Annotated in this window: 12 protein-coding genes; 1 reads left to right on the top strand and 11 read right to left on the bottom strand. The window is 68.8% G+C overall.

The features are described from left to right. Window position 1: 1 nt before the first annotated feature. From DEW08_RS25460 to DEW08_RS25415, 10 genes are all read right to left on the bottom strand, one after another. Complete coding sequence (locus DEW08_RS25460; RefSeq protein ID WP_109332597.1) at window positions 2-1,081, bottom strand: hydrogenase large subunit; 1,080 nt, start codon at window positions 1,079-1,081, stop codon at window positions 2-4. An 11-nt stretch (window positions 1,082-1,092) separates the two neighbouring features. Then, window positions 1,093-1,593 carry an NADH-quinone oxidoreductase subunit C gene (locus DEW08_RS25455; protein ID WP_181449486.1) on the bottom strand — a complete coding sequence of 167 codons (501 nt, stop codon included), beginning with the start codon at window positions 1,591-1,593 and terminating at the stop codon, window positions 1,093-1,095. Then, window positions 1,586-2,134 (bottom strand): 4Fe-4S binding protein, encoded by a 549-nt coding sequence (locus DEW08_RS25450; protein WP_109332596.1) that lies wholly within the window; start codon window positions 2,132-2,134, stop codon window positions 1,586-1,588. Before DEW08_RS25450 ends, DEW08_RS25455 begins: the two co-directional genes overlap by 8 nt. A 13-nt stretch (window positions 2,135-2,147) precedes the next feature. After that, a complete protein-coding gene (locus DEW08_RS25445; protein WP_109332594.1) occupies window positions 2,148-3,056 on the bottom strand; it encodes a respiratory chain complex I subunit 1 family protein in 909 nt (302 codons plus the stop codon). After that, window positions 3,056-3,610, bottom strand: a complete 555-nt coding sequence (locus DEW08_RS25440; protein ID WP_245986990.1) for an NADH-quinone oxidoreductase subunit B family protein — start codon at window positions 3,608-3,610, stop codon at window positions 3,056-3,058. Before DEW08_RS25440 ends, DEW08_RS25445 begins: the two co-directional genes overlap by 1 nt. Continuing rightward, complete coding sequence (locus DEW08_RS25435) at window positions 3,607-4,809, bottom strand: proton-conducting transporter transmembrane domain-containing protein (RefSeq protein ID WP_109332593.1); 1,203 nt, start codon at window positions 4,807-4,809, stop codon at window positions 3,607-3,609. Before DEW08_RS25435 ends, DEW08_RS25440 begins: the two co-directional genes overlap by 4 nt. A 32-nt stretch (window positions 4,810-4,841) precedes the next feature. Then, entirely contained in the window at window positions 4,842-6,692 is a 1,851-nt protein-coding gene (locus DEW08_RS25430) for an NADH-quinone oxidoreductase subunit 5 family protein (protein ID WP_109332590.1), read from the bottom strand. A 14-nt stretch (window positions 6,693-6,706) separates the two neighbouring features. After that, window positions 6,707-6,979 carry a MoaD/ThiS family protein gene (locus tag DEW08_RS25425; RefSeq protein WP_109332587.1) on the bottom strand — a complete coding sequence of 91 codons (273 nt, stop codon included), beginning with the start codon at window positions 6,977-6,979 and terminating at the stop codon, window positions 6,707-6,709. 105 nt (window positions 6,980-7,084) lie between these two features. Beyond that, window positions 7,085-8,890, bottom strand: coding sequence for an aldehyde ferredoxin oxidoreductase family protein (locus tag DEW08_RS25420; RefSeq protein WP_109332584.1), 1,806 nt, complete (start codon window positions 8,888-8,890; stop codon window positions 7,085-7,087). A 3-nt stretch (window positions 8,891-8,893) separates the two neighbouring features. After that, window positions 8,894-9,370, bottom strand: a complete 477-nt coding sequence (locus DEW08_RS25415; protein ID WP_109332577.1) for a 4Fe-4S dicluster domain-containing protein — start codon at window positions 9,368-9,370, stop codon at window positions 8,894-8,896. A gap of 499 nt (window positions 9,371-9,869) precedes the next feature. On the opposite strand from DEW08_RS25415, the gene hypA reads away from it, so the two are divergent. Continuing rightward, complete coding sequence (gene hypA, locus DEW08_RS25410; protein WP_245986989.1) at window positions 9,870-10,265, top strand: hydrogenase maturation nickel metallochaperone HypA; 396 nt, start codon at window positions 9,870-9,872, stop codon at window positions 10,263-10,265. 74 nt (window positions 10,266-10,339) lie between these two features. Here the strand turns inward: hypA and DEW08_RS25405 are convergent, their stop codons facing one another. Beyond that, window positions 10,340-11,137 carry an SDR family NAD(P)-dependent oxidoreductase gene (locus DEW08_RS25405; RefSeq protein WP_109332576.1) on the bottom strand — a complete coding sequence of 266 codons (798 nt, stop codon included), beginning with the start codon at window positions 11,135-11,137 and terminating at the stop codon, window positions 10,340-10,342. Window positions 11,138-11,199: the final 62 nt, after the last annotated feature.

Here is an 11,199-nt window from a genome sequence, read left to right as displayed (position 1 = left end):
GTCACCTGTCGGTACAGGAGATGCAGGGGTCGACCGAGGCCTGGATGATCGACAGGTCGGCAAGCGGCTGGCCGATCACCATCGGCTCGATCGCCGGGATGTTGACGAAGGAGGGGGTGCGGATCTTCACGCGGGCCGGCGTGTTGCCGCCCTCCGACGCGACATAGTAGAAGGCCTCGCCGCGCGGCGCCTCGGTGCGGATCGTCGCCTCGCCCACGGGAATCGTCGGCAGGCCGGACACCGCCTTCAGCGGGCCGGCGGGCAGCGACAGCAGCGCCTCGCGGATCAGCCGCACGCTCTCCAGCATCTCCAGCGCGCGGACGACGACGCGGGCGAAGACGTCGCCCTCCTCCTGCACGAAGCTCTTGAAGCCCAGCTCGCCATAGGCGAGGTAGGGCTGGTCCTTGCGCACGTCGATGTCGAGGCCGGAGGCGCGCGCCACCGGGCCGACCACCGCCCATTCCAGCGCCTGTTCCCTCGTCAGCGGACCGACGCCGCGGGTGCGGGCGATGGCGGTGGGGTTCTGCGTGAAGGTGGGGATGACCACCTCGTTCAGCACGCGGGTCAGCTCGTCCAGCACCGGCAGGTAGACGGTCGGATCGGGGATGTCGCGGTGGACGCCGCCGATGCAGTTCATGCCGTAGTTGACGCGGTTGCCGCTGATCGCCTCCAGCGTGTCCATCACCTTCTCGCGGAGGGTGAAGACCTCCATGAAGAGGGAGTGGAAGCCGATGTCCTCCGCCCCGATGCCGGCCCACAGCAGGTGGGAGTGCAGGCGCTCCAGCTCGGCGATGATGGTGCGGATGTAGGCGGCGCGGCGCGGCAGCTCGATCCCGGCGATGGTCTCCGCCGCCATGCAGAAGGTCATGGCATGGGTGTTGGAGCAGATGCCGCAGACCCGCTCGATCAGGGTGATGACCTCGACCCAGTTGCGCTTCTGCGCCACCAGCTCGATCCCGCGGAAGCTGAAGCCGACCTCGACGACGGCGCTGTCGATGACCTCGCCCTGGCACTGGACCTTGACCTTGAAGGGCTCCTCGAGCGCCGGATGGTAGGGGCCGAGCGGAAAGGTGTATGGCATGGTCGGGGCTCCTACTTGCGGGCCAGCGGCGAAACGGGGGATCGGGTCATGGCGGCGGGCGCGCACATCGCCGCCCGCAGCATTCCCGGCTCGAACCCCTCCGGCCGCAGCAGGGGGACGAGGTTGGGGTGGCCGGGGAAATCCACCGCGAAGAGGTCCTTGATCTCGCGCTCCGCCCAGGAGGCGGGGCGGACGGAGGCGGCCAGCGAGGCCAGCACGCCGTTGCGCGTGGCGGTCTTGAAGTTGATGACCTCGTACTCGTCGATGTAGTGGTAGATCACCGTCGTCTCGCCGTCCTCCGACAGCGGGATGGCGGTGACGGTGCCGAGCCGGATGCCCAGCGCGTCCATCGCGCCGGCCATCGCCTCGACGTCGAGGAACGGTCCCTCCGCCCACAGCGACCCGTTGCGCGCCGCGACGGAGACGACGCCGGGAATGGCGCGGATGTGCTCCATCAGCACGGACGGATCGATCCGGGCGGGCGGCACGGGGCGGGTGTCGTGGTCAGTCATGGCCGGCGCCCTCCAGAGCGGGTGATGCGGCGGGCGTCGCGGTCTCCGCCGGGATGAAGGCGCTGCGCAGCTTGGCGCTGGCGGCCCAGCGGCGGCACTCCGGGCAATAGCCCTTCTCCTCCTCCGACCACTGGCTGCCCATCGCCGATTCCGGCAGCGGGACATGGGCGGCGCCGCAGCGGGTGCAGGGCTTCAGCGCGATGATGCTCTCCAGCCGCAGCCCGTCGCCGGCAGCGTTGTTCATGACGCCGGGCACCGCGGTCTCCAGGCTGATGGCGTGGGTCGGACAGTTCTGCTCGCACAGGCCGCAGAAGGAGCACTGGCCGATGAAGAAGTGCCAGGAGACGGAGATGCCCGGCACCTGGGTGAAGCTGATCGCCTTGGGCGCGCAGACGAAGGCGCAGGTGCCGCAGGCGGTGCAGCGGCCGGCATCGTGCACCAGCGCGCCGCGGTAGGTCTGCGGCACCGGCGGCATGTCGGCCGGCGCGCGCGTCCGCGACGGCTGCAGCAGGTTGGCGAGGACGGTCTTCAGCATAGCCATGGTGTGATCCCCCTTACCAGACCAGCGTCGCCGCCATGGTCGCGACCGAGGCGAGACCGCCCCACAGCCAGTAGAAGCGGAAGGCCTGCGTCAGCCGCAGCCGGGCGGTGGAGGTCGCCAGCAGCGTGACGAGACCAAGCACGGCGATGCCGACCGCGAGGTAGAGCACGGCGCTGACCAGCGGCCAGGGCGTCGCCGGAACGAAGACCACCGCGAACAGCTCCGTCAGCAGCACCACCTCGATGGCGTGGGACAGCTTGAACAGGGCGAGCGGCGGGCCGCTGTATTCGATGTGGGAGTCGGCGATGATCTCATGCTCGGCATTGGCGATGGAGAAGGGATTGAGCTTCATCCGCGCCGGCAGGGCGAGCAGGAAGGTCAGGCCGGCGACGACATGCACGACGCTGAACGGCGCGCCCTGCAGCGCCTGCATCTGGAAGCTGCCGACATGCTGGGCCATCGCGATGATGGCGACGAGGAACGGCAGGTTGTAGGCCAGCGACAGCAGCGCCTCGCGCATGGCGGCGACCTGCCCGTAGATGGAGCGGCTGACATAGCCGGCCAGCACCTCGCACAGGATCGGCACCTCCATCAGGTAGAGCAGCAGCACGACGTCGCCGGGCAGCGACGGGATGGGGTTGCCCGGCATCGGCACGATGGCCAGCGCCGCGGTGACCGCCGCCAGCGAGACGATGGGCAGCGCCAGGAAGATGCCGCGGCCGACGCCGCGGGGGATCACCGTCTCCTTGCCCAGCAGCTTCATGAAGTCGAAGAAGGGCTGGAAGAAGGGCGGCCCCTGGCGGCCCTGCAGCCGGGCCACCAGCTTGCGCATGAACCACAGTTCGAGCCAGCCGAGCGGAGCGGCGCAGAGCAGGCCGGGCCAGACGCCGAAGGCCAGCAGATATTTCCACAGCTCGCTCATCACGGCCTCCCCTGCTCGCAGCGGGCCAGTTCGGGTTGGGTCAGGTCCGGTTGCGCCGGCTGCGGCTGCGGCTGGGCCTGCTGGCCCTGCAGGCTCCTGGCGAGCTGGCTGCGGGTCGCCCCCTCCTCCAGCAGCTTCGCCGCGCGGGCGATGCCGTCGAGGATGGCCTGGGGCCGCGGCGGGCAGCCGGGAACCCAGACATCGACCGGGACGATGGTGTCGAGCGATTCGTTGAGCACGGTCGGACTGCCGGCGAAGACGTTGCCGCTGGCCGGGCAGGAACCGAGCGCCACCACCGCCTTCGGGCTCGGCACCTGGTCGTAGATATCGAGGATCGCCTTGCGCGAGCGGTGGGTCAGCGTGCCGGAGATCAGCACGATGTCGGCGTGCTTGGGCGTGCCGTGCAGCTCGATGCCCAACTGCTCCGCGTCGTAGCGCGGGCTGAGCAGCGGCGTGATCTCGATGTCGCAGCCGTTGCAGGATCCGGCGTTCAGGCGGCAGATCCAGGGGGACTTGCGCCGCGCGATGGCGACGACGCGCGAAAGGATGCTCATTTCACACCCCCGATGGGAAGGGCCGCCACATGCGCCGGCGCTTCGGCCGTCGGACGCAGCAGGTTGGGCATGAGGCCGAACAGCACCGGAGCGACGGCGAAGGCCAGCAGCACCGCCGCGGCCAGCGAGGGCAGCGGGCGCCCGGCCGCCCCGGTTCCGGCGTCGGCGGCGACGTTGGTGGGGCCGAGCCAGGTGCGGTGGATGGCGCGGACGTAGCAGAGCAGGGCCATGGCCGAGGCGGCGTAGAGCGCGGTCAGCAGTACCGGCCCGCCGAGCTCCGCCCCGGCGAGGTAGAGCCGCCAGTGGCCGACGAAGCCCAGGGTCGGCGGGATGCCGATGAAGCCCAGCGCTCCCAGCATGAAGGCGGCGCTGGCGACCGGCAGCGGAGTGGACAGGCCGCGGGTGTCGAGCGTCACCGGCCGGCCGAGATGCCATTCCGCCGCCCCGACCGCGCCGAACAGCACGACCTTGCCCAGCGCATGGCCGAGGATGCCGTACCAGGCCCCGGAGAAGCCGTCCGCCCCGCCGGCCGCGAGGCCGAGCAGCAGGTAGCCCATGTCGTCGATGGAGGAGAAGGCCAGCATGGGCTTCAGCTCCGTCTGCGCCAGGGCGAGCAGGGCGGCCCCCAGCAGCGACAGGACGGCCAGCACGGTCCACAGCGTGGCGAACTGGTCGAACATCCAGGGCGCCGTGCCGCGCAGGGCCAGCAGCTCGCAGAAGCCGCCGACGTCGACCACCGCGATGATCAGCGCCGTCGTCATCGCGGACGAGGCGCGGGCCACCGCCGGCAGCCAGAAATAGACGGGCACCAGCCCCAGCTTCAGCGCGAAGCCGAGCATCAGCAGCGCCACCGACAGCCGGTCGAAGGGTGCGGCCGGGCGGATCGTGCCGAAATCGGTCATCACCAGCGCCGCCGAGGTGGCGAGGGTGCCGAGGAAGACGGCGGAGAGGTATTTGCGCGCGGCGGCGCGGGCCAGCGGCGTCCCCGTGCTCCACACCATGCCGACGGCGAACAGCTCCGCCGCGCAGGAGAGCAGGGTCGCCGGCCAGCCGTGGCCGGCCAGACGGGCGAGCAGGGCCAGGACGATCGTCCCGACGGCGAACTGCCACCAGGAGCGGCCGCCCTGCGGGATGGCCCGGGCATAGAGCCCGATCCCCAAGGCGATCCCGGCGAAGAGCGGTATCAGCACCGTATCCATGAGAGGCCTCCAACAGGAACTTGCGGGCGGGCTCAGGCCAGGAAGACGCCGACCAGCACCACCGCGGCGGCGAGGCCGACGGCGATGGGCGGGTGCTTTTCCAGCGTGAGGCGCGCAAGGCCCTGAAGCCGTCCGGCAGCCGCGGTGAGGCCGCGCCAGATCGACAGGTAGACGGGATCGGGGTCGAGCGAATAGACGGGGTGGAAGGCGTGCTCCGCCATCCCGGCGAAGTCGACGGCGCCCGGACGGTCGCCCGCCGGCAGCGGCTCGCCGCCTGAATAGACGGAGACGAGGCCGGCCGCCGGGGCATGGGCGAGACGGTAGACCGCCAGCCCGAGCAGGGTCGAGACCAGCACCACCGCACCGCCCACCGTCACCGCGATGGTGCCGCGGTCGGTCAGGATGCCGAGCCAGGTCATCTGCACCTGCCAGTCGAAGCCGAGCGAATGCACCGCCGGCGCGACGATCGGCACCATCAGGAGCTGCGGCGCCAGCCCGAAGACGAGGCACAGCGCGGCCATGGAACCCATGCCGACCAGCATGCTGGGCGAGGCGTCATGGATGTGCCGGCCGAGCATGGCCTGCGACGGCGCGCCGTAGAAGGCGTTGACGGTCGCCTTCAGGAAGGAGAAGGCGGTCAGGATGCTGCCGATCCAGCCGATCAGCACCACCGCCAGCAGCCCCTTGTCCAGCGCCGCGCTGAAGAGCAGCCACTTCGCGACGAAGCCGTTGGTCAGCGGCACGCCGGCGATCGAGGCGGCGGCGACGATCCAGATCTTCGCCGTGCCGGGCATCGCGGCGGCAAGTCCGCCGAGATTGCGCAGGTCGCGCGTCCCGCAGGCATGCTGGATGGCGCCGGCGCACATGAAGAGCGTGCCCTTGAACAGCGCGTGGCTGAGGCAATAGAAGAGCCCGGCCGCCAGCCCGAGGTCGGAGCCGAGCGCCAGCCCGACGACGATGTAGCCGAGCTGGCTGACCGTGTGGAAGGCGAGCAGCCGCTTCAGGTCGGTCTGCGCCATGGCGAAGATGACGCCGACCAGGATGGTGACGCAGCCGACCGCCAGCAGCGGGACCTCCATCGCCGCGTGCCAGGCGCCGTCGCCCACCACGTACATGCGGGCGATGAGATAGACGCCGGCCTTGACGTAGCAGGCGGAATGCAGCAGCGCCGACACCGGGGTCGGGGCGTTCATCGCCTCGGGGATCCAGGTGTGCAGCGGGAACATCACCGACTTGGCCATCGCCGAGACGATGAAGAGCGCGGCGACGCCGGAGGTGAAGGCCTTCGCCACGGCCGGATCGGTCCAGACGAAGCTGCCGGCGCGGGAATAGACCAGCACCATGCCGATCAGGAAGCCGTAGCCGGCGAGGTGGGTGATGACCAGCACCTTGCGGGCGCCGTCGGTCGCCACCTTCTCCTTGTACCAGAAGCCGACCAGGCTGTAGGAGCACAGCCCGATCACCTCCCACGCCATGTAGGCGCCGAGCATGTCGGCCGCACTGGCCAGGACCAGCAGGCCGGCGATGAACACCAGCATGATGGCGTAGAAGCGCGTCGTGCCCTGCGCCTCGTCCTCCATGTAGCGGACGGAGAAGAGCAGGATCGCGGCACCGATGCCGGTGCCCATGACCATGAACAGGACGCTGAGCCCGTCGACGCTGAGCGCGATGGACAGGCCGCCGTCCCAGGCGGACAGCAGGTCGGCCTGCATCACCTCGCCGCGCATGACGGCCGGCACCAGCATCAGCGAGGCGACGAAGGCCGCGGCCACCGCGACGGTCGCCAGCACGCCCTTGCCCGCCGGCGTCAGCAGACGGCCGCACAGCAGTTGGAGGAGAAAGCCGCCCAGCAGGATCAGGATGGGGAGGGTGATCGAAGGCATGGCTGGTCTCTTTCTCAGCCCCCGGCGAGCGGGGGAAAGATGAAGACGTTGGATTCGGGGGTCAGAGGCGTGTCGAGCCCCTGGAGACCGCGCACGTCCCGTCCGTCGACCAGAATGATGGCGAGGCCCGAGAGCTCCCCATCCTTCATGACCCAGCGGGCGAATTCCGGTCCGTATTCGGCGGCGAGGTCGCGCATCAGCACCCGGAGGGTCGGCGCCGGCCGGGTCCAGTCCTCGTCATGTTTTCTGGTGGCGGTGCGCAGCAGCGCGAAGTAGGAGATCTTCATGGCGGAAGGGTCCTTACGGCCCCGGTCTTTCGCGACCCGCGCCCGGCTGCACCGACGAGAAGGCCGATGCCGCGACGCGGACGTCGCGGCATCGGCGGAGGGTCGTCAGGCCAGTTCCAGCGCGGCCAGCTTTTCCTTGGTCGGGACGCCTTCGGCATCCCAGCCGCGGACGCTGTAGTAGACGGGCAGCATCTCCGGCACCCGGCTGACCGCCCCCTTCGACGGGCCGGTCTGGATCGGCTCGTTCATCAGGCGCGGCGGCAGCGTGTCGTCCTTGGCCGTCAGCCCGGCCTTCAGGTTCCACAGCCGCTCCAGGTTCCACACCCGCTCGCCGGCTTCGATGAAGCTGTCGCCGGTGTAGGGGAAGCCGGTCAGCGCCGTCATCATCTCGGCGAATTCGGGAGCGCCGATGCCGAAGGTGGCGAACAGGCAGGAGCCGGTGGAGTCGAGCGCCGCCGTCAGGTTCTGGAACAGGGCCACCAGCTCCGGCTTGCCGTCGATGGCGTCCTTGTCGACCTTCACCGGAACGCCCAGCACCTCGGGGCTGATGGTGTAGCCGCGGACATGGCAGCCGCCGCGGTTGTTGGTCGCGTAGTTCAGCCCGATGCCCTGCACCGCCCGCGGATCATAGGCGGGCATCTCCTGCTTCTTGACGGTCATCGACAGCTCGGGATGGCCGTAGAGGCTGGCGAGCCGGTAGGAGCCGAGCGCCAGCTTCTTGCCGAAGCCCTGGCCGAGCCCGGTCAGGCGCACCGCCTCGACCATCGCCTCGGCATTGCCGAAGTCGAGCGCCAGGCCCTCGGTGTCCTTCATCGTGATGATGCCGCGGTTGAACAGCTCCATCGCGCAGGCCACGGTGCCGCCCATGGAGATGGTGTCGAGGCCGTACTCGTTGCAGTAGTAGTTGGCCTTGATCACCGCATCCAGATCGTCGATCCGGCAGTCCGGGCCGAAGCCCCAGGCGGTCTCGTACTCCGGCCCCTCGCCCTCGCCCTTGTACTTGGGGTTCTTGACCTTGGTGGCGCGGCCGCAGGAGATGATGCAGGAGAAGCAGCCCTTCGGCCGCTGGAGCTGGTTGGCGGCCAGCGTCTCGCCGCCCACCTTGTCGGCGGTCTCGAAATGGCCGTCCTGGAAGTTGGCGGTGGGAAGCCCGCCGATCGAGTTCAGGATGTTGACCAGCACGTTGGTGCCGTAGAGGCGCAGGCCCGTGCCGCCGACCGGATGATCCTTGATCATCTTGCTGGCCTTGGCGACGCAGTCGAGGAAGGCCTGCTTGTCGGCCACGGTGACCGCACCGGTGCCGCGGACCACCACCGCCTTCAGGTTCTTCGAGCCCATGACGGCGCCGACGCCGGTCCGGCCGGCGGCGCGCTGCATGTCGTTCATGATGGCGGCGATGAAGGACAGGTTCTCGCCCGCCGGGCCGATGCAGGCGATCTTGGCGTCGGCCTCCGTCTCGGCGTTCAGCGCCTCGGTCGTCTCGGGGACGTCCTTGCCCCAGAGATGGGCGGCGTCGCGGATCTCGACCTTGGCGTCCTGGATCCAGAGATAGACCGGCTTGGCGGCGCGGCCTTCGAGGATCAGCAGGTCGTAGCCGGCGTATTTCAGCTCCGGCCCCCAGGCGCCGCCCGAGTTCGACGCGGCGATGGTGCCGGTCAGCGGACCCTTGGTGACGACGTCGTAGCGTCCGGCGGACGGCGCGAAGGTGCCGGTCAGCGGGCCGGAGGCGAAGATCAGCTTGTTGTCGGGCGACAGCGGATCGACCGTCGGATCCACTTCGTCATACATGATTTTGGTGCCGAGGCCGCGCGCGCCGATGAAGCTGCGCGCAAGCGCCGGATCGAGCGGTTCGGTCTTGACCGTTCCGGCGGTCAGGTTGACCCGCAGGATTTTTCCTACCCAGCCGTGCATGATTCAGACCTCCGAAAAAGCGTTCTTGAGCTTCGCGGCGAAGGTCCGCTTGCGTACCTGAGCGGAAATCGTGTCTTCGACCCATTCCAGCGCCTGGGTCGGGCAGATCGCAGCACAGGACGGATCACCGTCGCAGGTGTCGCATTTGAGGATTTGCTCGGACTGCATGTCCCACGAGGCGCAGCCGAACGGGCAGGCCTGGACGCACATCTTGCAGCCGATGCATTTCGCCGCATCCAGCATCACCTGCCCGGTCGCCGGGTCGCGGTGCATGGCCTTCGGCATGCAGACGGTGGTGCAGGCGGCGTCCTTGCACTGCTGGCACATCATGGGGACGGAAAAGCCTTCCCGTTCCCAGGTGTAGACGTGGACGCGGGACGATTTCGGACGGAAGAAGCCCTCATGCTCCATCGAGCAGGCGAGCTCGCAGTTGCGGCACCCGGTGCATTTGTCCGGGTGTATGATCAGCATCATGCCCATGGTGATGCCCTCCTGGGGGCGCTTGTGCAGCGGTCCCGCCGTCGAGGCGGTCCGCTTGCGGTCGGCGGCTATGCGTTCAGAGGTTGACGATCGGTCGGTGACCTGACGAACGAGATGGTGACGGACGGAAGACGGACCTGGTGTGAAAGCGGCAAATTTGAAAAGGTTTTAAATTCTGCAGCGCGGCAGACTTTTGAAGCCTTCTACTTTAAAAAGCGCTATGCTTGCCTTGACATATCGGGCTTTTCTTGTTAATTTTATCCGTCATAGCGCTGCGAAACAAGATAACCGCATTATCTTTGGGGGCTTATCCCCTGTCAAGAACCTGGGGCACCACGGTTATTATACTATGGAACTAGGATCGATTGTTGGTCGAGCGGTCATTTGACTTACCGTATCGGCGCCGTATATTTTGCATCTGCTAAGATGTTCGCATCTGCAAAAAGGGCGGCGCGGAAGCCGGCACCAACTGTCATATCACTATCGCGCATATGGTGGTATGATCTACATCAACGCCGTGCGACGCGCCGGCGCCTGCCGGCTGGAGCGCCCGATGCATGAGCTGTCGCTGTGTGAGAGCATCACCGGCCTGGTCGCCGACTGCGCGGCGCGGGAGGGGATCGGCCGGGTGACGCGGGTGACGGTCGCCATCGGCAAGGCCTCGGCCATCGACCCGGAAGCACTGCTGTTCTGCTTTCCCATCACCACCGAAGGAACCGTCGCGGCGGGGGCCGAGCTGGTGGTGGAGCAGATCGCCCTGCGGGCCCGCTGCACCGATTGCGGGGCGGAGTTCGCGCCGCTGAGCCGGATGGCCCCCTGCCCCGCCTGCGGCGGCTTCGCCAAGACGCTGCTGGCCGGCCAGGAGATGCAGGTGGTCTCCTTCGAGGGCGAGTGAGGGCGGCGGGACAGGAGGGGCCGCGTCGGACCGGCCGGATGCCGGCCCGACGCGGGCTCCGGTCACGGCCTGGGTCAGGGCATGTACTGGCCGCCGTTCACCTCCAGGATCTGGCCGGTGACATAGCCGCTGCAGGCGTTGGACGCGAAGAACAGGAAGGCCGGCGCGCATTCCTCGGCCCGGCCGAGCCGGCCCATGGGAATGCCGGCGGCGATGCGGGCCTTGGCCCCGGCATCCTTGTCGGCATGGAAGGCGGTGTCGAAGGTGCCCGGCGAGACGGTGTTGAAGCGGATGCCGTCCTTGGTGTGGAAGGCCACCCAGTTCTTCTGGATGTTGTGCAGCCACGCCTTGGCGGCGCCGTAGAGGCCGGCGCCGGGACCGCCGCCGGTATGGCCGGCGACCGACCCCACCAGGATGACCGAGGCGCTGGCGCCGCTCTGCCGCACCGACTCCCTCAGATGCGGCAGGGCGTATTTGGTGACCATCAGGGCCGACCGCGCGTTGAGGTCGGCGACGGCGTCGAAGAAGCCGTCGTCGATCTCCTCCAGCGGCTTGCGCCCGACCAGGCCGCCGGCATTGTTCACCAGCACGTCGATGCCGCCGAACCGCCCGACGAAGGCCGACACCAGGCCGGCGCACGCCTCGCTGGACGAGACGTCGGCGGGGAAGAAGGCCACCTCGCCGCCGGAGCCGCCGCCGAGGCCGTTCAGACGGGCCAGCGTGGCCTCCAGGTCGGCCGGCGCCTTGCGGCCGTTCATCCCGACGCGGGCGCCGGCGCGGACGAAGGCCTCGACCGCGGCAAGCCCGATTCCCTGGGTGGAGCCGGTCACCAGGACGCGCCGTCCTTTCAGATCCTCGACTGTGGGGACCATGACTTTCCCTTTCCTGCGGTTGTCGCGGACCGGCCGCCGGGCCGCTTCCGCGTGCCGACTCC

Source organism: Azospirillum thermophilum (assembly GCF_003130795.1).
Lineage (GTDB): Bacteria > Pseudomonadota > Alphaproteobacteria > Azospirillales > Azospirillaceae > Azospirillum > Azospirillum thermophilum.
The sequence above is the reverse complement of the archived record's forward strand: the minus strand, read 5'-3'. Positions and strand labels throughout refer to the sequence as shown.